This window comes from Sorangium sp. So ce406 (genome assembly GCF_051474675.1).
Classification (GTDB): domain Bacteria; phylum Myxococcota_A; class Polyangia; order Polyangiales; family Polyangiaceae; genus Sorangium; species Sorangium cellulosum_G.
Map to the genome: position 1 here is coordinate 7,540,998 of NZ_CP150340.1, position 24,657 is coordinate 7,565,654.

The window sequence follows — 24,657 nt, forward strand, 5'->3', positions numbered from 1 at the left end:
TGCTCTCGCGGCCGCCCGGCGCTCTTTGCCGTGCGCTCACCGCCCGTGGGGCGGCCCATGGCTGAACCGAACGGAGGCCCTCGATGACACCGACGACGACCGAGTTTCTCGCCGCCCAGAGGAGCGGTGGCTTGCCGGATCTCCTGATGGCGTTCTTCGGCAGCCTCGAAGGCTCCGCCGGGATCGCCGACACCTCCGCGCTCGGCCCGTTCGACGGGCTCTACGAGGTGTACGCCGCCGCCGGCGCGCGGGCCGTGATCCCGCGCGCGCTCCAGACGGCGGCGTCGCTGTCGAACGCTCGAGCCGCCCTGCTCAGGCTCTTCCGGCTCACATGCGACAGGATCCTCCTCCAGCGATTGAACCTCGCGCGCGACCGCGGCCTGCTCGCCGGCGAATGCGAGCGCGCGAGGCGGCGCTCTTTCCTCGATCGCGTGCTCGCCCAGCGGCTCCTCGCGCCGCTGCTCGCCGGCCACCCGGTGCCCGCCGCGAGCTTGATCGGGGGCGTCTCGCGCCTGCGGTCGAGCGTCCATTCCTGCGTGGACGACCTGCATGCGTTGCGCAAGACGCCCGCGCAGGTGACCGCGATCGAGCTCCTGGACGACGATGGTCATTCGTGGCACGCGCAGCACGTCAAGCTGAGCTTCGGCGAGGACGAGCGCTGGATCCTGAAGCACCGCTCCTCGGCCTGCGACCGCGTGGTCCTCGAGCGCATGAGCGAGCTCGTGCCGGACTTTCCGGTCCGGGCAGAGGACATGTTCGTCGACGTGAGCGCGGACAGGCATTTCGTCCGATTCCTCCGGGAAGACGCGGGGTGGGCGCCGCCGGACCCGCGAGCCCTGGGCGCGCTGCTCGCGCTGAGCCAGCGCGTCGGGATCGCCGATCTGCACAAGGACAATGTGCTGCGGGTGGCGGGGCAGCTCGTCCCCATCGACAGCGAGGTGATCGGCTCGCCGCAGCTCGACGAGCGCTTCGCGTGCCGCGCGGTGCGGAGCCCGTCGATCGACGAGAGCCTCCTCTTGCCGTTCGGAGCGCAGCAGCGGCGCGTGCTCGCCGGGATGCTCCGCGGCACGGCGCTGTCAGCGCTGGAGCTCCGCCGCACGGTCTGGAAAAGCGCCGACGGCGATCGCCCCGAGCTGGTCGAGGAGGCGCAGCCCGCGCCCGAGCCGGTGCCGATCTCGCCGGCGTGGCTGCGGGCGCTGGAGGCGCATTACGAGCGGGCGGCTCGGCAGCTCTCGGCGGATCGAGCGCGGCTGCGGGATCAGATCGCGACCGGCCTCCGTGGGAGCAAGTGTCGGGTCGTCCTCCGCGCGACGAGCTCCTATGGCCAGCTCCTCGATTACGCGTGGTCCGGCGGCGCCGTCTCGAGCGCCTACCTGCATGCGAAGCTGCGGAAGAGCGCGCCCCATTTCCCGCTCGGGATCCTGAGGTCCGAGGTGCGCGCGCTCGGTCTGGGCCTGTTCCCCGCGTTCTACCAGCCGTTCGAGGGCTCGACCTTGGAGGACGCGTCCGGCCGCCCCGTGGCGACGCTCACGCCGCCGCGGGCCCGCGTCGATCAAGGCGTGATGGGGCTCGGGGAGGCCGCGATCCCGAGGAGCGTGCTCCTCCTGCGCGACGGCGTCGCCGCGATGTTCCCGGCGAGCGCCGAGGCGCTCGTCGACGAGCGCCCTGTCGCGCCCACCGCGGGCGAGGCCGCGGCGTGGATCTCGGGGATCCTCGACGGCGTGGAGGAGAGCGAGGGCGTCGCGCGAGCGCACGCCGTGAGGGAGTGTCAGGACGGCGCCTGGCTCGCGGACGGCGCAGGCGCTGACCTTTACGAGGGCAGCTCCGGCGTCATGCATGCCTGGACGCGAGCCGCCGTCGAGCGACGGAATCGCGCCTGGGGCGGGCTGCGCAAGCTGGCTCGGGTGTCGCTCGTCGCCCTCGCCGCGGGCGAGAAGGGCCCTTACCTGATGGGCACCGGGAGGGGCTTGTTCACTGGCCCGGCCGGGGTCGCGCTGGTGTGCGCCGCGCAGGAGTGCGCGTCGCTCAAAGAGCTCGCCGCGGCGCTCGCCGATCTCTCGTGCCGCGCGGCCGAGGGGCTCGAGATGGGCGACGTCATCGACGGCGCGCTGGGCGTGGGGCTTGGCCTGGTCACGTTGAGGGAGATGCAGATCCCACTCCCGCGGTCGGCCTCGCGCGTCGCGAACCGGATCGTCGAGGTCCTGTCCTGCGACGACCTCGACGCGATGCTCCGCCGGCGGAGGTTCGTGGGGCTGGCCCACGGGGTCGCGGGCGATCTCCTGATTGGCTATCGCCTGGCGAGATCGCTCGGCTCGTCGGCGCTGGCGGGGCGAATGCAGCGTATCGCCGAGGCGCTCTCGGCGGAGATCCTCCAGGACAGGCGCTTCATCGAGGAGCACGCGAGCCGCAGCGGGGCGGCGCTGCTGCCGACGGGGTGGTGCCACGGCATCTCGGGGATCCTGAGCGCGATCGCCGTCATCGGCCGGGAGCACCCGACCCTGACGAGGCTCGTCGACGAGATCGCGCGCGCGCTGGGGCCCGCGGACCTGCGCAGCGACAACCTGAGCCTGTGCCACGGGATGACCGGCGAGCTCCTCTGCTTCAGCGTCGCAGCCGAGATGACCGGGAGCAGCGCGGCCGGGGCGCTGCGCGCGCGGATCGCGCGCGCCATCGAGGCCACGTCGAGGGTGCGCGCTGGCAGCCTCCCCGGGGCGACGCCCGTGGGCTACATGACCGGGCTCGCCGGCATCCAGGAGGGTCTGCGGGCCGCCGGCACGCGCGACGGCTGGCGCTCGACGCTGCTGGCGAGGCTGTACGGGGTGGGCCCCACGTGAACGCGCGAATGCGCGAATGCGCGAGCGCGCGACGGGCGCATCCCGGGCGAACGGTCGACCTTCCTGCCCCCTTACAGTGCTTCACTGGGCACGTGCGGGCGACGACCGTGAAGATCCAGCAGTTGCTGATGCAGCATCGCTTTTCCAGGAGGGGTGCGGATCGCGTAAGGTTCTCCATGTCAACCGACGCGTGCAGCGTGGCTGTACGGTGGGATGCCACCACGAGGAGATTGACTTCCGGATCCCGTTTGGATTTCCTGGCCCCCTGGCACCGATAAGCTCTCGTCGTCGGTGCCAGCCGGCCGTTTGAAGGCCTTTGCCGCCTGGAGGTGGCCGCCCGCATGCCTGACAGCGCTCTCACCGCCGTTGTCGATGACAGGATCTGGGCGCTGGACCGCCCCGTGTGGTTCAGCGGGGTACGGCTGCGCGCCCGCACCACGGTCGTACGCCTCGACGACGGCAGTTTACTCCTGCACACGCCGGCCCCTCCCACCGACGCGATGGCAGAGCAGCTACGCGCCCTGGGCCCGGTGCGATGGCTGGTGGTACCCAACTGCTGGCATCATCTTGGGACCCCCGCGGCGGCGGCCCGTTTCCCCGAGGCGCGGGTGGTGGGACCAGCGTCGGCGCTGAACCGGAACAAGGATTTGAGGCTCCACGTGGATATCCACGACGCCCGGTTCGGCGAGCAGGTTCCCGAATTCGAGGCCTTGCCACTTCTGGGCGTGCCGTTCTGGGACGAGACAGTGCTCTACCATCGGCCAACGCAAACCCTGCTCGGCGCAGACATTGTCCTTTGCGCTGGCGCCGAGGATCACTGGACGTTCCGTTGTGCCGCGCGCATCACCGGCTGCTACGAGCGGGTGCGCGTACCTCCCGACGCCAGAAACAAGATTCCGGACAAGACAGCGGCCGCGCGCTCCCTCCGCGCCATGCTGGAGCGACCGGCCCACCGTCTCGTCGTGGGGCATGCCGACGTCATCGAAGAAGGTTGCCTCGACCGCCTCGCACAAGCCTGGCGACTGGAGGGCGTGGAGGTGTAACTCGACGCGCGCCTCCTCCGTGCAGTGGCTCGCCGCAAGGACCCGTTCGCTGCCGTCGGGCTCGACGGCGTGACGGCGCTCGAGGCCATGCGCGGTGCGAGGGCGCGTGGTGCTCGTGCCGTAGGTATGCCGGCGTCGACGTAGCGGCTGGCGCGCCGCCCCTCCAGGGACGAACTTGGGCAACGAGGTGCTACTCATTCAGCGACGATGGATCCTTCGAGACATCCTCATACCCTGGTGTTGACGGCAGGCCAGGCTCCTCCGGCTCTGCCTGGAACCCGCTCGGATCCTGCTCGGACATCGCGTGATCGCCGAGAGCCCTGCGATGGAGAAGCCGGCGCCGAGCACGCCGTCGCCGCCATCGCTGCGATAGACGAGCTGGAGCCGAGGTCCCATGCCCGCGCGGGAGGGCAGGGAGGCCAGCTCCATGATGTACACGGCCTCCCCGGTGCTCGAAATGGAGAACGTCCCCGGAAGGGTGCCGGCGGCGACGGTCTCGACTTCCGGCGCGGGGCGGGGCGTCGCAGGGTGGTGTGCGCCCTGGGTCCGGCAGGCAACGGCCACGCAGCCCGGTCCGAGAGCCTCCCCGGAGAATTGAAATTCAACCCGGAGGCTGCCGAGAGCCTCCCCGGAGAATTGAAATTCAACCCGGAGGCTGTCGAGAGCCTCCCCGGAGAATTGAAATTCAACCCGGAGGCTGTCGAGAGCCTCCCCGGAGAATTGAAATTCAACCCGGAGGCTTCACGCTACCGTCGCATCAAATAATTCAGGCAATACTGTAGCGCATCACGTCGCTGCTCGAGCAGCCGCTCGCGGCCAATCTGGCAGCCGACGGACGCCCCTCCCTCACGGCTCCGGGAACCGGAGCGTCTCGACGGCGACGCCGTCCTCCGCCGACACGGTGCTGCCGTCATGGTTCCAGCTCATGCCGCCCTTGCCCGGCGGAGCGAGCTCGTAGCCGACGCCCTCGAGCGTGAGCTGGTCCTCATCGAGATAGGCGATGCCGATCGAGTCGCCCCCGCGCCCGGGGCCGCCGTAGCCGCCCGTGCCGCCGTAGCCGCCCTTGCCGCCGGCGCAGGCCCACCTGCCGTCGCTCAGGGCGGCCCCCGGCCCACCCCGGCCGGGTTTGCCGCCTCGTTCCGGCGGTCCGCCATCGCCGCCCTGCCCCCCGTCGAGCGTCATGATCACCGTGTCGCGCACCGTCAGCCTGGCGTGGAGCGCGACGATCCCGATGCTCGGGCGCCCGTTGCCGCCCCCTCGGCCGCCCCTGCCGCCGCAGCCGCCCGCGCCTCCGGAGCCGCCGCTGGCGCCGCCCAGCGTGGCCACGCCGCACGCGGCGAGCCCGCCTCGCAGGCCGCCGCCCCCGCCGCCGCCTTGGCCCGGCATGCCCCTGCTGCCATCGGCGGCCCTGTCGCCTTCCCATCCCATCTCGGTGATGCGCCCGATACCCTCGCCGGCCGCGCCGACCGTCCCGAAAGCGCCGGATATTCCCTCGGATCCGCCCTGACATCCGCTGCCCTCGCGGTCCCCGTGGCCACCGCGCCCCGAGCTCGTGGGGTTCGGCATCGGAGCGGGCGCGCCGGCGCCGCCGTCATCACCGCTGTCCGGGAGCCCGTCACCGCCCTTGCCGCCGGTGCTCGAGGCTCCGTCGCCGCAAAGGTTCATCACCGCCGCCCCCCCGGCGACGGTCGCGGCAGAGCACCCGTCACCACCGAAGTGACCATCGGGGCCGTCCGCTGCTCGGTACGGCCAGGGCCACTCCTCCCCGTGGCCGCCTCCCCACCCGTAAGACGTCATGACCTCGCTCCTGAGGATCTCCACCACCGTGCTGGACCGGACGAGCACCGAGATCGGGCCGTTCGACCGCATGCGCATGTCCACGATCGTCGATACCCCGTCGGCGGCCCCCGTGTCGCCCGAGCCCGCCGGCTCGACGATCACAACAGGGTCGGAGTTCGTTATCACCTGGAGCGTGGACACCTCGTTGTAGGGGTCGCGCCCCCAGCGCCAGCAGTTCCAGCCTCCGTGAAGATCGACGCCGGCGGGCAGCCTCACGTTGCCCTCGAAACCATCGCTGCAGACGAACACGCGCCCTCGTCCTTCGCGCGCGATATCGACGGCTCGCTGCACGGAGAAGACCGGCTTCGCCTTCGTGCCGGGGTTCTTGTCGTCGCCGCCGCCGGCGAGCCCGGCCACGAACACGCCGCAGCCATCATCGAGGATATCGGCGGCCAGGTGCTCGAGGCAGACGGACTCCGGTGGTGGCTCGTTCTGACACGAGCCGTCGCCGCAAAGTGCTTCGCCAGGCCCCTCCAGCTCGGGTGCAGTCCCGCAGCCGATCGTCCATGGCGACGACATGAGAAACAGGGCAGCGGCGGTGGTTCTCCTCATCCGTGTCTCCTGACGGCTGCCGCCTGGCAGAGCGTCGTTCATTGCGGCGTCTCCGGGTCCGGCGCATCGAACCGGTACCAGAAGCTCGCGCGTCCCGGTTCCCCCTGTCCCTCCTCGTCACCCGGGGCTGCGTTGCCTGCGAGACCACCCCCACCGGCCTTTCCCGGGGTGACGAAGGCGTCCAGGGCAATGGTCACGGTGGCGGCCACCGACGCAATGGCGAACGAGGGGCCACCGAGGCCGCCGCCGGCGTCGCCCCCGCGGCCGCCATCGCCGCCAGACCCACCGTCGCACCCGCGCCACTCGTTGCGGGCAAACCGAACCTTCCCGCCTCGACCGAGCGCAGCCCCCCAACCCCCCGGTTGACCCGTTCCCCCGACACCGCCGTGGCCACCGTTGCCGGCAGCGACCCGGCTGGCCTCGACCGTCAGGACGCTCCCCTGCAAGGCGATGATTCCGATGCTCGCGCCGCCATGGCCGCCGCCCTTGCCTCCCCGGCCGCCGCAGCCGCCGCTCCCTCCGGAGCCGCCGGCCGCGCCGCCCTGGGGGCGACCTGTCGGGCACGCGGTCATGGGTTCAGGCGACTTGCTGCCCCCGCCGCCGCCTCCTCCCTGCCCGACGCCTCCCCTCTTCCCGTCCTCACCCCGCACGCCGGACCATCCGTCGATGCCAAGGGAACCTGCGCCCGCCGCGCCGGCAGCCCTGCCGCCGTCAGCCCCCTTCGCGCCGCCTTCCCCCTCCGTGCACATCGCGCTGCCGGCCCCGGTCCCTCCGATCCCCTTGCCCTCCGGATTCAGCGCAGGCTCCGGCTGTCCGGCGGCGCCATCTCCGCCGGAATCGATGCCGCCATCCCCACCGTGGCCGCTCGTGGACTCGATGCCCTCATCGCACAGGGTCACGACCGGGAGCGCTCCCCTCACCACATCCGCGGTGCAGGCATCCGCGCCGTCGTTCCCGACCACACCATCGTTTGCGCGGTCGCTCGGCGCGTCCTCTCCCGGCTCCCCGTCCTTGCCATGGCCCGGGGCGATCTCGCTCGATACCACCTTCGCCTTGGCCCCCGGGCTCAAGATCATCGCGATCGACGACTTGCCATCGGCCGCGGACGCATCCACGGCCACGACGCGTACGCCGAAGATCGTCGACGTTCCCTCTCCCTGGATCACCCGCAGCGGGATCCCCGCCGGCGGCGCGATGGTGGTCAATCGATCCGGCCCGCCGAACGACCCCCCGTACGACGACCCATCACCGCCGTCGCACAGACGCCCGCCCCAGAGGTCGACCCCCGAGGGCAGCGCGATCTCCTCCTCGAACGCCCCTCCGCAAGCGTACACGCGCCGGGTCGGCGCCTCGCCGTCACCCCGTCCGCCCGCGGCGAGCCCGATCGCGTGTCGCAACGTCCTCACCGGCGCGTCCCGCGTGCCCGGGTCCCTGTCGTCGCCCTGCTCGCTGACGAACACCCCGCACGTGTCGAGCGCTGGCGCCGTACCGGGCTCTCCCTCGCACGGGTCGCGCGGCGGCTCCGGTGCGGGCGAACACGCCACGATGTCCCAGCAATCCTCGGAGTAGGAAGCGCAGCCTGTCAGCGCGCCGGCTCCCCACGCGCAGACCGCGAGAGCGACGGCTGACATCAGACCGCTGCGGCCTGCCACCGAACCCGTCCCCGCGGCTCCCGGTGTGCTCACCACAGCCCCTCGATCCGTGCGCCGAGCTCGCCCCCGCTCGCGACCGGCGAGACATGGACCCGCTCCCGGGCCGGCGTGCCCCCCGGAAACGACAGATCCACGAAGAAGGATGCGGCGGTCACCGCGCCGATCACGCCGCCCGCGATGACCGTGGCCACGCCCGCGCGGCCGGACAGGTTGCGCGCATCGCGCAGGCGCCGCAGCTCGCCACACGGTGAATTCCGGGGCGCTTGCCAGCACATCGACGGGCTCGCGGCCGGCTCGCTCAGGAGCCGGTCACGCCGGGCGCTCAGGTCATCGTCGATCTTGCCAGCCCGGATCATCAGGAGCGTGCCCGCGGAGATCCCGGCCGTCGTGACGGCGATCCCCGTGATCCGCAGCGCTCCTGGCCAGGAATCCCACGGGCTGGCGGCCCGCGCTGGCCTGGCGGCGGCAGCCCCCGTCGGTGTTTGCCTCGGCGTCGCCGGCGCCTCCTTGACGCCGCTCACGGCCGCGCGCGGGAGCTGCATCGATATCTCGTGCTCCACGCCCGCCACGGCGCTGATCGAATGGAGGGCCTCCTCGCGGCCCAGCGCCCGGGCCCGCACCAGGTGCCGTCCAGGCTCCAGGAACACCTTGTAGCTCCGCGCGGCCTGGGCGACGGGCTTGCCGTCGATGAGCACCTCGGCGTCCGGCGGATCGACGGACAGCAGGAGCGTCCCGACATAAAACGCCGCCTTGACCTGTCCTACCTCGACGCGCCGCTGGAGCTGGATCGGCAGCAGTTCGCGGCGCTCGAGGCTCTGGGTCAGGTGCTCTGCCGCGTCACGGTACCTGCGAAGCGCGAGCTCGCACAGGCCGATCTCGCCAGCGAGCTCCGCGCGCTCTGCCACCGGGCTGGACGCAGCGTCGGTCGCCTCGAAGGCTGCCTTGTAGGCTTCGTAGGCCTCGGTCCACCGCCCCGCAGCGCGAGCTTTCTGACCGCGGCGGACGAGATCCTTCACCGGCGACCCCTCGCTCCGCCGTGACATCGCCTGACTGGCCTGAGCGCCTGCCGAGCTCGCAAAGCCGGTAGTGGCTCCAAGCATCAAGCAAATCAACAGCGGTTGTGCGACGCCGCGCATTCACGGACGGTACTTACGCCCACCTCGTGGCGTCAATCCTCGCCAATGACTGTCGAGCGAACTCTGAGACGAGAAAATGTAGCCCGATGACGCAATGGGTTGTTTCGTCCGGCCCGACCGGCTCGCGCCGACATGTCAGACGCACATTCTGCCACATCATCCTACCAAACTGTCCTCGCTCGTGCATTTTGATGACCCCAAGGGGCCTGCTCAGACGTGCTACCAGCGTGGGAAAGCCAGCACGTACCTCCGGCAGCTTCGAGCTCTTCCGGCGCCTTCCCAGGCCTCTGGGCCTGAGGATCCTCGTCCAGGGTGCGCTCCTGGTGGTGACCGGCGCCCTCTGCTGCCGGGCGCCGCTCTCGCCCGGCCCGGGACCGTGCCCGCAGCCGGCCGCGGTCGGCGTGGAGGGCGCCGCAGGAGCCGCCGACGCCGGGCAAGAGGACTCGTCGCCAGCGGCACAAGAAAGCGCGCGCGCCGAGGACGCGCGCGCCGAGGATGAAGCGGGCAGCGCGCCCGCTCGGGCGGCGGAGACGATTCCTCGGGTCGTGACACCGGACAGCGCCGATCGAGCGGCCGCCAGCGTACACGAGAGGGGCCTGATCCTGCGGGCCCGTGTGGCCATCGAGACCCATACCGCCTTCGGCTACGTCGAGGCGCGCCGGCTGCTCGAGACCCACGCGCGGCAGTACCCGCGAGGGCGCCTCGCCAGGGAGCGTGAAGCGCTGCTCAGGCAGCTTCGCTGAGCCATCGGCTGTCAGGTCGTTGCTCGATCGCGCAACCCCGCGTGCCTCCACGCCCTCCCGCGACCTGACACCGCCGCGCCTTCAGCGCCGCGCCGCCCCTCTCCGCGGCCCGGCACGTGGGTTGCTCTGCCATCCAGCGCACGCCGGGCGCTCCGCTGCACGCAGAGCGCGCGCCCCGGCTGCGCACGCACGGCCGACCCCGGCGCCGCGGCGCTCTGCGCCGCCCTGCCGAGGGAGCGACGGTCCCCGCCTGGACGATCGCGACAGCGGGACACCCGAGCTGCTGGCGCCGAGCGCGCGCGAGACAGCAACCATGAACCAAGGGTCTTTCGACCGATGCTCCTGGAACAAGTCTACGAGAACGCCCCCGCCGTGCAGAGCGGCAAGCATTTCACGACCATCAACGAGTTCACCGATCAGCAGCCCGCCTTGAGGCCCGAGGTCCTGCTCGAGGTGCGGGACAGGCTGTGCGGCCTCGGCGCGTTCAGCGCCGACAAGCTGCTCGTCGAAGAGGACAAGGGCGCCATCCTCGGCGCCGTCGTCGCGGTCATGAAGCGGCTGCCGCTCGCGGTCGCCCGCTGGTACAGCTACGATCTCACCCACTCCCTCACCGTCCCGATCGCGTCGGAGTACTTCGCCGGGAAGCTGTACGTGAACGGGATATCGCCCGGCGATCGCGTCGTCATCGTCGACGACACGATCAGCACCGGCGGGACGCTCGCCGCGCTCATCGACGCGGTCCAGTCGGCCGGAGCCCTCGTGGTCGAGGTGCTCGTCGCGGTCGAGAAGGTGGACAACCGCGGCTCCGAGCTCATCCGGTCCCGCTTCGGCCTCGAGGTGAAATCGCTGATCCAGGTGACGATCGATCCCTCGCTGCGCCGGACCAGGGTCGTCTCGAGCTCGCGTCAGGCTGCCTGATGGAGGCGCGTCGATCGATGTGCGAGAGCCATTTGCCGCCGACGGAGCTCTACCCGCTGCGGCGGGTCTGCGACCCAGGCGACGCCGCCGTCTTCGCGAAATGCGAGTTCAAGAACCCCACCGGGAGCCACAAGGATCGCATCTTCGCGTACATCATTCACGAGCTCGAGCGACAGGGGCTGATCGAGCCGGGGATGACCCTGGTCGAGTGCTCGACGGGCAATGGGGGCGCAGCGCTTGCATATGCCGGCAGGGAGAGGGGCTACAAGGTGGTCGTCTTCATGCCGGCCGGGATGACGATCGAGCGCAAGACGCAGATGCGCTCGTTCGGCGCCGAGATCATCGAGACGCACGGCGAGTCGTTCCTCACCCACGCCGAGGAGCAGGCGCGGGAGTACGTCCGCAAGCACCCTGGCAGCTACTTCATCGATCAGTCGACCAGCCCGCTGAACCGGCGCGCCTGGCGCCGGTGCGGCGCCGAGATCGTCAGCGCGTTCCGCGCCCTGGACAGGGTGGTCGACCTGTTCATCTGCGCCATCGGCACCGGCGGGACCTTCTCGGGCATCGCCGAGGAGCTCAAGGCGAGCTTCCCCGCGATGAGGACCGTCGCCATCGAGGTGGACAGGTCGGCGCCGCTCCACGCCAGGCGCAATGGCGCGCCGTTCAAGCAGCGCTCTCACAACCTCATGGGGCTCGGCCCCGGGAAGCTGACGAGCGTCCTCCGTGAGGACCTGGTCGACGACGTCGAGGTCGTGTCAGGCGAGGAGGGCTGGACGATGATGAAGTCCCTCATCGACCAGGAGGGGCTCTTCGTCGGGCCGACGGCCGGCGGCAACGTCGCGATCGCCCTGCGGCACGCGCGGCGGCTCGGGCCGGGGAAGAACATCGTGACCGTGCTCTTCGACTCGGCGTGGAAGTATTTCAGCGTCTGGGACGGGAACTACGGCTGCGTGGGGGGCCCGCGGTGACGACCGCCTCGGCGTCCCTCGGGCGCCCGTCTCCCCGCGTCGACACCGCGGGCGTCGTCGCGGTCGGCGCGTTCAGCCTCTTCTCCGCGGCGCTGGACGTCTACGCGGGGAACGTCCTCCAGCGGATCGACCCGATGCTGCTGATGTTCCTCTGCTTCACCAGCGCGTGGGCGGTCTTCACGGCGAGGGAGCTGCTCCGGAGGAGCAGGTTCGTCGCGATCGCCCTCGAGCGGCCGTCCGACGTGCTGGCGCTCAACCTCACGACAGCGGTGACCTGGGTCGGGCTCTTCTACGCGCTCAAATACGTGGAGCCGGCGCTCGTCAACGGGATCTCCGTGGCCATCGGGCCGATCTGCACCATCCTCCTGGGGCGCTATCTCAGGCGGCAGTCTCGCGTGCTGCAGATCGAGTGGTGCTGCGCGGCAGGCATCTTCGTCACGGTGCTGCTCCTGTCGTGGTCGTCCATCGCCCGTGCCCCCGTCTCGGGCTCTCGGACGCTGCTCGGGCTCGTCAGCGGCGTCGCGTCGGGCGTCTTCGCCGCGGGGAGCCTCATCTACTCGAAGAGGCTGGCCGAGCGGGGGCTCAGCGCGTCGGCCATCATGTCCGTCCGCTTTCTCCTGCTCATCGGCGTCACCTTCGCGCTGAGCAGGACCGCGATCGGGGGGGCGCTCGTCCGGCTCGACGTCATGATCCCGGCGCTCTCGCTGTCCATCATCGGCATCGTCTTCCCGCTGTACCTGCTGCAGGTCGGCATCCAGCGGCTCGAGCCTGTCTCGGTCGCCCTGATCGTGACGGCCGCGCCGATCCTGACGTTCCTGCTCCAGATGTTCGACGACAGGATCGCCTTCTCGGTCACCTCGCTCGCGCTGATCGTCCTCATCACCCTCCTGGTCTCCACCAGCGTGGTGGCCCGTTACAAGATGGAGAGGAGCCCGCAATGAACGCCACCAGAACAGCGGCCGTCGTCGACGCGTACTCGACCGGCCAGTACCTCGCCGCCGAGCTGCGGAAGCACGGCTTCTCGTGCATCCATGTGCAGAGCACGCAGGTGATCCCCGAGATCGGCGCCGCGTCGTTTCACCCGGACGACTTCGTCGCGAGCGTGGCACACGACGGCGACGTCGACGCGACGGCCCGGGCGCTGTCCGCGCGCGGGGTCGAGCTGCTCCTGATCGGGTGCGAGCTCGGGGTCGAGCTCGGCGACGCGCTCGCCGCGCGGATGCGGCTCCCGTGCAACGCCCCCGAGCTGAGCCGGGCGCGGCGCGACAAGTTCGAGATGGGCGAGGCGCTCCGGCGCGCGGGCGTCCCTGTGGCGAGGCAGCTCAAGTCCGCTCGCCAGGACGACGTCGTGGCATGGGCGTCCGCGCTGGAGCGCTGGCCGGTCGTGCTCAAGCCGGTCGACAGCTCGGGGTCGGACAACGTGATGTTCTGCCGGGGGCAAGCGGAGGTGGCCGCGGCGTTCCAGCGGATCACCTCGAGCAGGAGCGTCACGGGCCGGCAGAACCGCGAGGTCCTGGCCCAGGAGTTCCTGGAAGGGACCGAGTACTTCGTCAACACGGTCAGCGCCGACGGCAGGCACCATGTCGCGGAGATATGGCAGTACCACAAGCGCACGGTGCCCGGGGCCGGCAGCATCTACGACTGGGAGGAGCCGCTGCCGTTCGAGGGCGACCCCCAGGCCGCGCTGCGGGGCTATGTCGTCCGCGTCCTCGACGCGCTCGGGGTCCGGGTCGGCCCCGCCCACAGCGAGATCATGATGACCGCGCGCGGCCCCATCCTGCTGGAGACGGGCGCCCGGCTGGCCGGCTCGATCATCCCCGCCGCGGTCTCGGCGTGCATGCAGCGCAGCCAGGTCGAGCTCGCGGTCGAGTCCTACGTGCGCCCCGCGGAGCTGCTCCGGAGGGTCGGCGTCCCTTACCGGATGACGAAGCGGCTGCGGTATGTGTCGCTCATCGTCCCTCGCGACGGCGTCCTGCGGTCCGTGGATCGCCTGGACGAGATCCGGAGGCTGCCGTCGTTCTTCGACATGTGCCTCTATGCTCGCCCCGGCGCGCGCCTGAGGAAGACCGTCGACGCGTTCACCTCGTCAGGCCACGTTTACCTCATCCACGAGGACCCCGAGGTCCTCCGCAGGGATTACGAGGCGATACGCGCGCTCGAGCTGAGCGGCCTTTACGAGCTCGACTAGTTCCGCCCGCCAGGAGTCCGGCCAGGGATCAGCAGAGATTTTAACGCAAAGGCGCCAAGGCGCAAAGACGCAAAAAAAATCAATTATTTCATGACTTTTTGCGTCTTTGCGCCTTGGCGCCTTGGCGCCTTTGCGTTGAGTCTCTCTTCTCGCGAAGCAGATCCCTGGCGGGATTTCTGCCCGGCGGTCGAGGGCGCCTACGTGCTGGTCGCGCTGACGCGCGGGGCGCTGCTCGGCGCGCGATGATGAAGAAGTGCAATGTTGGGTGAAGTATCGTGAAGGGCGCCGAGCCGACCGGACCGAGCCGAATGAATGGATCTGCAGATGGCGCGCACAGGGCGATCCGGCCGGAGCGCTTGCCCGGGTCGAGCGCTCGGTGCAATGTATCTCGCATCAACCAGGGGGCTGGAACAGGCCTCCATCGCGAAAGGAACGTCCATGCGTCGGCTCGGAACTGCTACCCGCTTGCGGCTCTTCTTCGCTGCCCTGACGGCAGGCGCAGCGATGCTCGGAACCACTGCCCTGCTCGCCCCCTCGAGCGAGGCGGCGCCCGGGGCAAACTGCACCTATTACAGCGACGAGAGCTACACGACGGTCGTCGGCCAGTACGGCCGTGACTGCTGCAACAACCGGATCGCGTGGGGCAGCAAGACGTCGCACTACGAGTGTGGCGGCTGCTTCACCTGCACCCCGCCTCCTCCCTGACCGCCGCGCGCCGGCGATGGACGGCGACACGCGCCGTCGCACCTCACCTTCCGCCGGCTCTCGTGACCGTGTACAGTCGATCCGACGGCCAGTGAGAATACCAGGGGGCGATCTCCTGGGCGCGTGCTCTCCCGCTCGTGCTGCTGCCCGTCGATTTTTCCTCTGGAGCTGCCGATCACGGTCCTTCAGCCCACGAGCGCATGACATGAAAAAGAATCGTTGTTCTCGATGGTTGCGCGCCGCCACCTGGACGGCGGTCGCGATCTCGGCCCTCTCCGGCTGTTCTGGCAGGACGTACACGGCTGGCGCTGGTCCGGGCGGCTCATCGAGCGCAGCCGGCTCGACGGGAGGGGGCGGCCATGGCGGCAGCGCCGGCGCGACGGGGACCGGCGGCGCTGGCACCGGCGGCGCTGGCATGGGCGGCGCTGGCACCGGCGGCGCTGGCACCGGCGGCTCCGGCGACGGCGGCTCCGGCGACGGCGGCTCCGGAGGCTCCGGCGACGGCGGCTCCGGGGCCGGCGGATCCGGCGGCTCGGGCGGCGCGAGCCCCCGCAAGTTCGTCGGCAACATCACGACGAACAACGTCGTGCGCGACGACTTCATCCAGTACTGGGACCAGATCACGCCCGAGGTCGTGGGCAGGTGGACCACCATCGAGACGACCCGCGGTGTTCGAGACTGGAGCAGGCTCGACGCCGTCTACGAATACGCGCGGGCTCACGGGATTCCCTTCATGCAGTACCCCATGGTGTGGGGTACGCCGACGCCGGAATGGTTCGGGCGTCTCACCGCGGACGAGATGCGGCAGGCCGTGCGGGACTGGATGCAGGCGTTCTGCGAGCGGTACCCCGACACGGAGTACATCGTCGTCGTGAACGAGCCGCCGCCCCACACGACACCTAGCTTCAAGAACGCTATCGGGGGCGATGGCGCGAGCGGCCACGACTGGATCGTCAACTCCTTCAAGTGGGTTCGCGAGTTCTGCCCGGCCTCGACCTTGATCCTCAACGACTACAACATCATCGAGTACGAGACCGACCACAGACACTTCGTCGAGCTGGTGAAGACGCTGCTCGACGCGGGCGCCCCGGTCGACGCCATCGGCGCGCAGGCCCACGACGCGTACAGGATCGAGACCGACGTCGTGAAGGGCTACCTCGACGGGCTCGCCGCGACGGGCCTTCCCGTGTACATCACCGAGTATGACATCAGCCTCGCGGACGACGACCGGCAGCGCCAGGTGATGGAGGAGCAGTTCACGATGTTCTACAACCACAGCGCTGTCAAAGGCATCACCCTGTGGGGTTACGTCGTCGGCGCCACATGGCGAGACAACACGGGCCTCCTGCACCCGGACGGCACCCCGCGGCCGGCCATGACCTGGCTGATGGACTTCCTCGGTCGCGGGGAGTGATCCCTCGCGCGCGGTGAGCGCGGGCGCCTCCAGGCGGCGGCGCCCAGCCTTCGCGCTTCGCGATATGGCCACCCACCGGGCCAGCCGTCCACGACGGTCATGAGGGCCCGAACTCCGGCCGAGCGCGCGCATCAGGCCCTTCCCTGGCGTCGTGTCGCGGGCAAGCCGGCGCGAGAGCCGCCTCGTTTGCCCGTGGCGCAGCGCAGTGGTTCTGGCACCATCCGCGGTGAGGATGCAGCGCGTGGGGAGCCTCCTCCGTGACCTCCAGAGCTCCTGGTATGCCGGCCACTTCACGTTATGCCGATCTGGAGCTCCTGTACGAAGGGGCCGATACGGTCCTGTACCGAGCCCGGCGTCGAGATGACGGCCAACCGGTGGTGCTCAAGGTCCTGCGACGCGACCACGCGAGCCCCCACGCCCTCAGGCGGCTGCGCCGCGAGCACGAGATCGCCGGAACGATCGAGGCGTCGGCCGCCATCGTCCAGCCTTACGCGCTCGAGCCGTTCGGCGATCAGGTGGCGCTGGTCATGGAGGATTTCGGCGGCAGCTCGCTGGAACGGCTCCTCGGAGGGCCGATGCCGCTCGAGCGCTTCTTCCCCCTCGCCCTCCGCCTGACCGACGCGCTCACCGAGCTGCACCGCCACCACATCATCCACAAGGACATCAAGCCCCAGAACCTGATCTACAATCCCGGGACCGGGCAGGTGAAGATCACCGATCTCGGGATCGCTTGCCTCGCGCAGCGCGAGCACCCGCACCTCACGCACGTCGGGCTCATGGAGGGGACCCTGGCGTACATGGCGCCCGAGCAGACAGGCCGGATGAACCGCTGGATTGACGAGCGGACCGATCTCTACTCGCTCGGCGTCACCTTTCACCAGATGCTGACTGGCACCCTGCCGTTCCAGGCCGGCGATCCCGTCGAGTGGGTCCACTGCCATGTCGCGCGGATGCCGCCGCCGGCGCACGCGCTCGTCCCCTCGATTCCCCCGCTCCTGTCCGCGGTCGTGCTCAAGCTGCTCTCCAAGCCCGCCGAGGAGCGGTACCAGAGCGCGGCCGGCCTGCGGCGCGACCTGGACGAGTGCTTCGCCCGGTGGCGGGCGACCGGCACGATCGACGCCTTCCCGCTCGGCCAGCGCGACCTCTCGGACCGGTTCCAGGTCCCGCAGCGGCTGTACGGGCGCGAGCGCGAGGTCGAGGCGCTGCGCGCCGCGTTCGAGCGGGTGGTGGCGCAGGGCCGGCCAGAGCTCGTGCTCGTGGCGGGCTACGCGGGCATCGGCAAGTCGTCGCTCGTCGCCGAGATGCACACGCCGGTGGTGCGGGAGCGGGGCTCCTTCCTCTGCGGCAAGTTCGAGCAGACCGCGAGGGACGTCCCCTACCGCGCCTTCCTTCAGGCGTTCCGTGCGCTCTTGCAGGAGATCCTCTCCGCGAGCGAGGAGGAGGTCGAGCGCTGGAGGCAGCGCCTGCGGGAGGCCCTCGGCCCTGACGGCAGGCTGCTCGCCGACGTGCTCCCCGAGCTCGATCTGCTCCTCGGCCCACAGCCGCCCGTGCCCGAGCTCCCGCCCGCCGAGGCCCAGGGCCGGCTGTTCGCGACGCTCCAGCGCTTCGTCGCGGCGTGCGCCCGGAAGGCGCACCCCGTGGCGCTCTTCCTCGACGATCTGCAGTGGGCCGACGCGGCCAGCCTCCTCTTTCTCGAGCAGCTCGCCACCTACGCCGGGTCCGAGCACCTGCTGCTGATCGGCGCCTACCGCGACAACGAGGTCGGCCCCGCACACCCGCTGCGGCTCACGCTGGCCGAGGCGCGGAAGCGCGGCGCCTCCATCTCCGAGCTCTTCCTCTCGCCGCTCTCCGCCGCCCACGTCACCGCGCTGGTCGTCGAGGCGGTCCACGCGCCCGAGGGGCAGGTCGAGCCGCTCGCGCGGCTGGTCTTCGAGAAGACGGGCGGCAACCCGTTCTTCGTGCTCCAGTTCCTGATCGCGCTGCACCAGGAGAGGCTCATCGCCTTCGACGCGGACGAGGGCACGTGGCGGTGGGACATCGCCGCGATCCGCGACAAGGGGTTCACCGACAACGTCGTCGACCTGATGGCGGGCAAGCTGAAGCGGCTCTCGGCCCCGGCGCAGGACGCGCTGAAGCTCGCCGCCTGCCTCGGCAGCAGCGTGGACCTCGACACCCTCGCGGTGGTCACGAGGCGCGCGGCGGAGGAGCTCCGCGAGGCGCTCGAGGAGGCCGTGCGCGAGGGGCTGCTCCTCTACCAGCGCACGGGCTATCAATTCCTCCATGACCGGGTGCAGCAAGCCGCATACTCGCTCATCCCGGCCGGACAGCTCGCCGAGATGCACCTGGAGATCGGGCGGCTGCTCCTCGAGGCGCACCGCGCGGAGGAGCGCGACGACGCGCTCTTCGATGTCGTCGGCCACCTCAACCGCGGCGCCGCGCTCATCCGCTCCCGGGCGGAGCGGGACGAACTCGCCGCGCTGAACCTGCGCGCCGGGAGGAAGGCCAAGGCGGCGGTGGCCTACGAGTCCGCCGCCGCCCTCTTCGCCGCTGGCCTCTCCCTGCTCGCGCCGGACCGCTGGGAGACGCAGCACGAGCTGGCTTATGCCCTGACCCTCGAGCGCGCGCACGCCGCGTACATCACCGGCGGTTTCGATGAGGCCGAGCGGCTCCTGGAAGAGCTCCGCGATCACGCGAGGACCCGGAGCGAGACGGCCGCCGTCGTCGCGCTCGTCCTTGCCTTCCACCTGACCCGCGGGCAATGCGACCGCGCCGTGGAGATCGGGCTGTCGTGGCTCCACGCCTGCGACATCGATCTGCCGCTCCACCCCGCCGGCGCACAGATCGAGGAGGAGACAGAGAGCTTCTGGCAGGCCCTGGGCGCTCGGTCCATCGAGGACCTGATCCATCTGCCCACCATGACGCACCCGGAGGCCAGGCTCACGATGGGCGTGCTGGACGGCATGATCGGTCCCGCGCTCTTCGTGGACCCGGACCTGCACTATCTCGTCGCCATGCGCATGGTCAAGCTCAGCCTGCGCCATGGCAACGCCGAGACGTCAGCGCACGCGTACACCGTCTTCGCGAGGATGTTCGGCCCGAGGTCCGGGCGATACAGGGATGCGTACCGGCTCGGCAAGCTCGGCCACGACCTGGCGGAGAGGAGCGACCTGCTCACCACGAAATCGACGGCGTTCACCCTCTTCGGACAGCACGTCGTGTTCTGGACACGCCACTACAGAGAGACGTATCCGTCCGCGCGCGCCGGCTTCAGCGCAGCGGTCGAATCCGGTAACCTGAACATGGCGTGCATCAACAGCGTCTGGGCGGCGCTGTTCCCGCTGCTCTGCGGCGAGCCGCTGGAAGACGTGCTTCACGAGGTCGAAGAGCGCCTCGGCTTCGTGCGCAGGGTCGGTCACCCGTTCGGGTACTGCGCCCTCCTCAGCGGCCGCGCCATGATCCAGATGCTGCGCGGGAGGCCGGTCCGCTTCTCGACGCTGGACGGGTCCTACCTGGATCCGCCGGCCTTCGAGGCGTGGCTGGAGCAGCGGGATCTACGGCCGATCCTCAACCATTATCACAGCGCGATGGCCCAGGCGCTCTTCGTGCTCGGCTCTCCCGGCGAGGCGCTCGCGGCGGCGACCCGCGCGAAGGTCGAGCACTCCTTCAGGCACGAGCCGCACGCGGTCACCGCCGAGAACTTCTATTATCTCGCTCTCTCGCTCGCGGCCCTCTGCGACGAGGCGCGACCCACGCCGCTCGGGGAGCTCCCCGAGCCGCTGCTCGAGTGCGAGCGGCAGCTCGGCGAGTGGGCCAGGAGCGGACCCGACAACTTCCTTCACAAGCACGCCCTGGTCCGCGCCGAGATCGCGCGGCTCCTGGGGGACGGGCTGGAGGCCATCCTTCTCTACGAGCAGGCCATCGCGTCGGCGCGGGAGGGCGGCTTCGTCCAGCACGAGGCGATCGCCTGCGAGCTCGCCGCGGGGTTCTGCCGCGCTCGCGGCGTCACCACGCCCGCCGACTCCTACCTGCGAAGGGCCCGCGCCTGCTACTTCGCGTGGGGCGCCCACGCCAAGGTGGAGCAGCTCGACCAGCGTTACCCCCACCTCGTCGAGCGCAGGCCTATCGCCCCCACCATCACCTTCGCCGTGCGTGCCGAGCAGTTCGACGTCCTTTCCGTGGTGAAGGCCGCGCAGAGCATCTCCGGCGAGCTCCAGCTGCCGCGGCTGCTCGAGACGCTGCTCCGCCTCGCGGTCGAGCACGCGGGCGCCGAGGAGGGGTGCGTCCTCCTGGTCCGGGAAGATCGCCTGTGGGCTGCGGCGATCGAGGCGCCGGGGGGCGCGGCACGGCTGCTCGGCGCGGGCGAGGCGCCTTCGGCCGCGCTGCCGCAGTCCGTCCTCAACTATGTTCGCCGGAGCCACGAGCGCGTGCTGCTCGACGACGCCGCCGCACGTCACCCCTTCATGGAGGACGCGTATTTCCAGCGCAAGCGCCCGAAATCGGTGCTGTGCCTCCCGATCGTGCGCGAGAACCGGCTCGTCGGCCTGCTCTACCTCGAGAACAACCTCGTCACCGGCGCCTTCACCCCCGCGCGGCTCAGCGTCATCGAGCTGCTCGCCTCGCAGTCGGCGATCTCGCTGGAGAACGCGATGCTCTTCTCGGAGCTGGAGCAGGAGAACGCCGAGCGGCAGCGAGCGCAACAGGCGCTCAAGGCGAATCAGCAGATGGTCCAGGCCATCGTCGACAACTCGGCGGCGGCAATCTACGTCAAGGACAGCGAAGGCCGACACCTGCTCGTCAACCGGCACTTGAGCAACACCCTGCGACTGCCCGTCGAGGAGATCCTCGGCAAGACCATCGCCGATCTCCTCCCTGCGCCGGTCGCCGAGGCGATCCGGGACCACGACCGGCGGGTGCTCGAGGCGGGCACGCCGATGGAGTGGGAGGAAGAGGTATTGCTGGACGACGGGCCGCACACCTTCCTGTCGGTCAAATTCCCCCTCGACGGGGGGCGCACGCCCCGCGCGATCTGCGGCATCTCCACCGACATCACCGAGCGCAAGCGGGCCGAGCAGGCCGAGCGCTTCCTGGCCGAGGCGAGCCGGAAGCTGATGATGCTCGGCTATGGCGCCACCTTCGAGAGCGTGGCGCAGCTCGCGGTGCCTGAGCTCGCCGACCAGTGCATCGTCGACGCAGCCCTGAGCGACCGCGCGCCGGGCAGCGCAGCCGTCGCAGGAGTGCCCTGCGAGCAGGTAGAGGCGTTGAGGGAGGCGCTGCGTCTGGCGGGGGCGCCATCGGCCGGGTCCGGCGGCGAAGCGTCCCCCGCCGCGCCCCTCTCCCAGCAGGTGCACCGGCTCGACCAGCCCGCCAGGCACCTCCTGGAGCAGCTCGACATCCACGCATGGCTCCGGGTCCCGCTCCTCGCGCGCGACCGGTGCTTCGGGGTGATGACCCTGCTGGCGACCACGCCTCGGCGCCGTTATGGCCCCGACGAGCTGCGGCTGGCCGAGGAGCTGGGGCGCCGCGCGGCGCTCGCGCTCGACATCGCCCGCCTGTACGCCGAGGCCCAGGAAGCCATCCAGCGGCGGGACGAATTCCTCCTCGTCGCCTCGCACGAGCTCAAGACCCCGCTGACCTCGCTGCAGATGCAGGCACACCTCATGGAGCGGCTGCTGGGTCGCTACCAGCGCGCGGAGGTCGCCCCGGAGCGGATCGACGCGTCGCTCCAGGTCCTCAGTCGCCAGGTCGCGCGGCTCGGGCGCCTCGTCGACGAGCTGCTCGACGTGACGCGGCTGGACGCCGGCCGGATGACGCTCGCGCGCGCGCCCGTCGATCTGGCGGCGCTGGCGCGCGAGGCCGTCGAGCGGATGGGTCAGCAGCTCGCGAGCGCGCGCTGTCGCGTCCAGCTCGAGCTGGACGAGCCCGTGGTCGGGCGTTGGGATCCGTCGCGCCTCGAGCAGGTCCTCGTCAACCTGCTGTCCAACGCGATCAAGTACGGCGCCGGTGGCCTCATTCACGTCGTCGTGCGCCGGCACGAAGGGCGCGCGCTGCTCTCGGTCCGGGATCACGGGATGGGCATCGCCGAGGCCGATCACGCGAGGATCTTCGAGCGCTTCGAGCGCGCGGTGTCGGTCAGGAACTTCGGCGGACTCGGCCTCGGCCTTTACATCGTCCGCTGGATCGTGGCCTCCCACGGCGGCACCATCCGCGTGGAGAGCAGGCCAGGCGCCGGCGCCACGTTCCTCGTGGAGCTCCCGCTGGAGCCGGCGGAGATCGAAGCGGAGGCAGACGGTCAGAGCTCCTTGCCCTCACCGGCGTAGGCGTCCGGGTCAGCCGATCCCGCGGAAAATGTCCGTTCCTTCCAATCGGAGGGCGGCGGCCGGAGATACGAAGGCGGTGGAGGTGCCGCATGAGCAGCCGAGAATCTTCAGAACACGTCGTTGTCGTCACCGGGGCGAGCGGGGGTGCAGCGTCATGAGCGAACCGACTCCCGCAGCCGACACCTCCCGCGCGCCCACGCCCGTCCTCTCGGTCAGCCCCGTCGTGCTGCCAGCCCCCGGCCGCGCCGTCGACCTCCAGGTGCGCGTCTCCGCGCCCGTGACCGGGAGCGGACTGCCCATCCTCTTGCTCTCGCATGGCCACGGCCCCTCCAACCACCTCTCCTCCTTGAACGGCTATGCCCCGCTCGCCAGCTACTGGGCGGCGCGCGGCTTCGTCGTCATCCAGCCCACCCACCTCGACTCGAAGACGCTCCCGTTCAGGAGCTCCGATCACCCCGAGGCGCCGCTGTACTGGCGATCGCGGGCCGAGGACATGAAGCGCATCCTCGACCAGCTCGACGCGATCGAGGGCGCCGTCGCTGCGCTCGCCGGGCGCCTGGACCGGAGCAAGGTGGCCGTCGCCGGGCACTCGATGGGCGGGCACACAGCGAGCATCCTGCTGGGCGCGCGGCACAAGGATCCGCGCGACGGGACGGAGGTGAACCTCGCCGAGCCCCGGATCAAGGCGGGCGTGCTGCTCGCCGCGCCCGGCAGAGGCGGCGACGCCCTCAACGAGCTCGCGGCCAGGAAATATCCTTTCTTCTCGACCATCGATTTCTCCACGATGACGACGCCCGCGCTCGTGGTCGCCGGCGACAAGGACACCTCTCCTCACCTGACGGTCGCAGGCGCCGACTGGCACGCCGATCCCTACTTCCTCTCTCCAGGTCCCAAGTCCCTGGTCACCCTGTTCGACGCAGGTCACGGGCTGGGCGGCGTCTCGGGATATGACGTCGCCGAGACCACGGACGAGAACCCCGAGCGAGTGGCCGCCGTCCAGCGTCTCACCTGGGCCTACCTCCGCAGCGAGCTCTACCCCGGAGACTCCGCCTGGCAGGAAGCGCAAGACGCGCTGACCGGCGCGGCCACCCCGCTCGGACGGGTCGAATCGAAACGAGCGACGTAGGCCCATCCGAGCGCCTCTCCGGGGCCCCGCGCGCGAGGCAGGGAGTGACGTCAGGACCACGCCGCTGGACGGCGCCCGCGGACACGGCTAGCTCCAGCCCATGAGCCTCACCAACGTCATGCGGGAGCTCGCCGCGCTGGGCAACGAGAGGATGCGCGAGGTCAACGCCCGCGCCGGAGACGCCCACGGCGTGAACCTCACCCAGCTCCGCGCGCTCGCGAAGCAGCTGAAGAACGACCACGCCCTGGCCGGCGAGCTGTGGCGCACGGGGGACCCCGACGCCCGTCTCCTGGCGACGCTGGTGTTCAAGCCGAAGGCCCTGTCGGCGGACGAGCTGGACGCGATGGTCCGGGAGATCGACTACCCCAAGCTGCTCGACTGGTTCCTCGTCAACGTGGTGAAGGCGTCGCGCCACGCCGAGGAGCTGCGTGTCCGCTGGAAGGACTCCGCGAGCGAGCTGGTCGGGCGCGCTGGCTGGAGCCTGACGACGGACCGCGTCGTGAAGAGCCCTGCCGGCCTCGATCTCCCCGCGCTGCTCGACCAGATCGAGGCGGAGATGAAGACGGCGCCGGGCCCGAAGCAGTGGTCGATGAACCACTGCCTCGCCGAGATCGGCATCCGCGACCCCGGGTTGCGCGCCCGCGCGATCGCCATCGGCGAGCGGCTCGAGGTGCTCAAGGATTACCCGGCATCACCTGGCTGCACGCCGCCGTTCGCGCCGGTCTGGATCGCGGAGATGGTGCGGCGGCAGAAGGCCGAGAAGACGCGGGGCCGGTGAAGCGGGGCCGGCTCGAACGCTTTCTCACGCCTCGGCGAGCGCGCTGACCATGACGTAATACCCATCAGGATCACGGAGCGCGAACTCTCTCGTGCCGGTGCTGGGGTTCAACTGCGGCTCCTCTTCCAGCCGATCGACGAGCGCGCGCGCTCGAAGCAGGGACTCATCGAAGTCGTCCACACGAAAGAACAGGAGCAGTCCATTGCCAGGCTGAGCATGTTCGGGGCTGGCCAGCGGTGGATGCTCGTGGGCTCCCCACTGGTGAAGACAGAGCAAGACCGTTCCATCGGTGTCCACGATCTGCCCGAAGTAATCGTGAGCGGGCTTCGTCACCGGTTGGCCGAACAGCGACTGATACCACTGGAAGCTGCGGGCAACATCAGCAACGCCTAGAATCGTCCACGTGCGCTTCATCGCTTCTTCCTGATAGCGTACCCGACGGCT

The 24,657-nt window shown here is 70.4% G+C and carries 17 protein-coding genes; 12 read left to right on the forward strand and 5 right to left on the reverse strand.

What is annotated here, in order from left to right; translation table 11 throughout:
* Positions 1-83: 83 nt before the first annotated feature.
* Together WME96_RS27880 and WME96_RS27885 are read left to right on the forward strand one after the other, a co-directional pair.
* Positions 84-2,834, forward strand: coding sequence for a lanthionine synthetase LanC family protein (locus WME96_RS27880; RefSeq protein WP_437284623.1), 2,751 nt, complete (start codon positions 84-86; stop codon positions 2,832-2,834).
* A 341-nt stretch (positions 2,835-3,175) separates the two neighbouring features.
* Positions 3,176-3,877, forward strand: coding sequence for a DUF4336 domain-containing protein (locus WME96_RS27885; protein ID WP_437284624.1), 702 nt, complete (start codon positions 3,176-3,178; stop codon positions 3,875-3,877).
* Between the two features lie 198 nt (positions 3,878-4,075).
* Here the strand turns inward: WME96_RS27885 and WME96_RS27890 are convergent, their stop codons facing one another.
* From WME96_RS27890 to WME96_RS27905, 4 genes are all read right to left on the reverse strand, one after another.
* Complete coding sequence (locus WME96_RS27890) at positions 4,076-4,441, reverse strand: SpvB/TcaC N-terminal domain-containing protein (RefSeq protein WP_437284625.1); 366 nt, start codon at positions 4,439-4,441, stop codon at positions 4,076-4,078.
* A gap of 282 nt (positions 4,442-4,723) precedes the next feature.
* On the reverse strand, positions 4,724-6,268 hold the full coding sequence (locus WME96_RS27895) for a hypothetical protein (RefSeq protein ID WP_437284626.1): 1,545 nt from the start codon (positions 6,266-6,268) through the stop codon (positions 4,724-4,726).
* A 38-nt stretch (positions 6,269-6,306) separates the two neighbouring features.
* On the reverse strand, positions 6,307-7,899 hold the full coding sequence (locus WME96_RS27900; protein WP_437284627.1) for a hypothetical protein: 1,593 nt from the start codon (positions 7,897-7,899) through the stop codon (positions 6,307-6,309).
* 50 nt (positions 7,900-7,949) lie between these two features.
* Positions 7,950-8,936 carry a tetratricopeptide repeat protein gene (locus WME96_RS27905; RefSeq protein WP_437284628.1) on the reverse strand — a complete coding sequence of 329 codons (987 nt, stop codon included), beginning with the start codon at positions 8,934-8,936 and terminating at the stop codon, positions 7,950-7,952.
* A 521-nt stretch (positions 8,937-9,457) separates the two neighbouring features.
* Between WME96_RS27905 and WME96_RS27910 the strand changes: the two genes are divergently transcribed.
* The 10 genes from WME96_RS27910 to WME96_RS27955 all read left to right on the forward strand — a co-directional run bounded on the left by WME96_RS27910 (position 9,458) and on the right by WME96_RS27955 (position 24,213).
* On the forward strand, positions 9,458-9,799 hold the full coding sequence (locus tag WME96_RS27910; protein WP_437284629.1) for a hypothetical protein: 342 nt from the start codon (positions 9,458-9,460) through the stop codon (positions 9,797-9,799).
* Between the two features lie 336 nt (positions 9,800-10,135).
* Complete coding sequence (locus WME96_RS27915) at positions 10,136-10,717, forward strand: phosphoribosyltransferase family protein (protein ID WP_437284630.1); 582 nt, start codon at positions 10,136-10,138, stop codon at positions 10,715-10,717.
* 17 nt (positions 10,718-10,734) lie between these two features.
* Positions 10,735-11,685: a cysteine synthase family protein gene (locus WME96_RS27920; RefSeq protein ID WP_437284631.1), complete on the forward strand. Its 951-nt coding sequence runs from the start codon at positions 10,735-10,737 to the stop codon at positions 11,683-11,685.
* Positions 11,682-12,626 carry a hypothetical protein gene (locus WME96_RS27925; protein WP_437284632.1) on the forward strand — a complete coding sequence of 315 codons (945 nt, stop codon included), beginning with the start codon at positions 11,682-11,684 and terminating at the stop codon, positions 12,624-12,626. Before WME96_RS27920 ends, WME96_RS27925 begins: the two co-directional genes overlap by 4 nt.
* Positions 12,623-13,873: an ATP-grasp domain-containing protein gene (locus tag WME96_RS27930; protein ID WP_437284633.1), complete on the forward strand. Its 1,251-nt coding sequence runs from the start codon at positions 12,623-12,625 to the stop codon at positions 13,871-13,873. Before WME96_RS27925 ends, WME96_RS27930 begins: the two co-directional genes overlap by 4 nt.
* A 504-nt stretch (positions 13,874-14,377) precedes the next feature.
* Positions 14,378-14,578, forward strand: coding sequence for a DUF6289 family protein (locus WME96_RS27935; RefSeq protein ID WP_433927043.1), 201 nt, complete (start codon positions 14,378-14,380; stop codon positions 14,576-14,578).
* Between the two features lie 205 nt (positions 14,579-14,783).
* Positions 14,784-15,992, forward strand: a complete 1,209-nt coding sequence (locus WME96_RS27940) for an endo-1,4-beta-xylanase (protein WP_437284634.1) — start codon at positions 14,784-14,786, stop codon at positions 15,990-15,992.
* Positions 15,993-16,270: 278 nt separating this feature from the next.
* On the forward strand, positions 16,271-22,309 hold the full coding sequence (locus WME96_RS27945; protein ID WP_437284635.1) for an AAA family ATPase: 6,039 nt from the start codon (positions 16,271-16,273) through the stop codon (positions 22,307-22,309).
* A gap of 154 nt (positions 22,310-22,463) precedes the next feature.
* Positions 22,464-23,435: an alpha/beta hydrolase family protein gene (locus WME96_RS27950; protein ID WP_437284636.1), complete on the forward strand. Its 972-nt coding sequence runs from the start codon at positions 22,464-22,466 to the stop codon at positions 23,433-23,435.
* Between the two features lie 100 nt (positions 23,436-23,535).
* Positions 23,536-24,213, forward strand: a complete 678-nt coding sequence (locus WME96_RS27955; protein ID WP_437284637.1) for a DNA alkylation repair protein — start codon at positions 23,536-23,538, stop codon at positions 24,211-24,213.
* Between the two features lie 24 nt (positions 24,214-24,237).
* On the opposite strand, the gene WME96_RS27960 is transcribed toward WME96_RS27955, so the two are convergent.
* Positions 24,238-24,627: a VOC family protein gene (locus tag WME96_RS27960; RefSeq protein WP_437284638.1), complete on the reverse strand. Its 390-nt coding sequence runs from the start codon at positions 24,625-24,627 to the stop codon at positions 24,238-24,240.
* Positions 24,628-24,657 lie beyond the last annotated feature (30 nt).

Bases quoted from the DNA above. Each gene is read 5' to 3' on its own strand.
- WME96_RS27880 (WP_437284623.1), top strand. From the start codon at position 84: ATGACACCGACGACGACCGAGTTTCTCGCCGCCCAGAGGAGCGGTGGC.
- WME96_RS27930 (WP_437284633.1), top strand. From the start codon at position 12,623: ATGAACGCCACCAGAACAGCGGCCGTCGTCGACGCGTACTCGACCGGC.
- WME96_RS27935 (WP_433927043.1), top strand. From the start codon at position 14,378: ATGCTCGGAACCACTGCCCTGCTCGCCCCCTCGAGCGAGGCGGCGCCC.
- WME96_RS27885 (WP_437284624.1), top strand. From the start codon at position 3,176: ATGCCTGACAGCGCTCTCACCGCCGTTGTCGATGACAGGATCTGGGCG.
- WME96_RS27960 (WP_437284638.1), bottom strand. From the start codon at position 24,627: ATGAAGCGCACGTGGACGATTCTAGGCGTTGCTGATGTTGCCCGCAGC.
- WME96_RS27915 (WP_437284630.1), top strand. From the start codon at position 10,136: ATGCTCCTGGAACAAGTCTACGAGAACGCCCCCGCCGTGCAGAGCGGC.
- WME96_RS27945 (WP_437284635.1), top strand. From the start codon at position 16,271: ATGCCGGCCACTTCACGTTATGCCGATCTGGAGCTCCTGTACGAAGGG.
- WME96_RS27900 (WP_437284627.1), bottom strand. From the start codon at position 7,899: ATGTCAGCCGTCGCTCTCGCGGTCTGCGCGTGGGGAGCCGGCGCGCTG.
- WME96_RS27920 (WP_437284631.1), top strand. From the start codon at position 10,735: ATGTGCGAGAGCCATTTGCCGCCGACGGAGCTCTACCCGCTGCGGCGG.
- WME96_RS27955 (WP_437284637.1), top strand. From the start codon at position 23,536: ATGAGCCTCACCAACGTCATGCGGGAGCTCGCCGCGCTGGGCAACGAG.
- WME96_RS27940 (WP_437284634.1), top strand. From the start codon at position 14,784: ATGAAAAAGAATCGTTGTTCTCGATGGTTGCGCGCCGCCACCTGGACG.
- WME96_RS27950 (WP_437284636.1), top strand. From the start codon at position 22,464: ATGAGCGAACCGACTCCCGCAGCCGACACCTCCCGCGCGCCCACGCCC.
- WME96_RS27895 (WP_437284626.1), bottom strand. From the start codon at position 6,268: ATGAGGAGAACCACCGCCGCTGCCCTGTTTCTCATGTCGTCGCCATGG.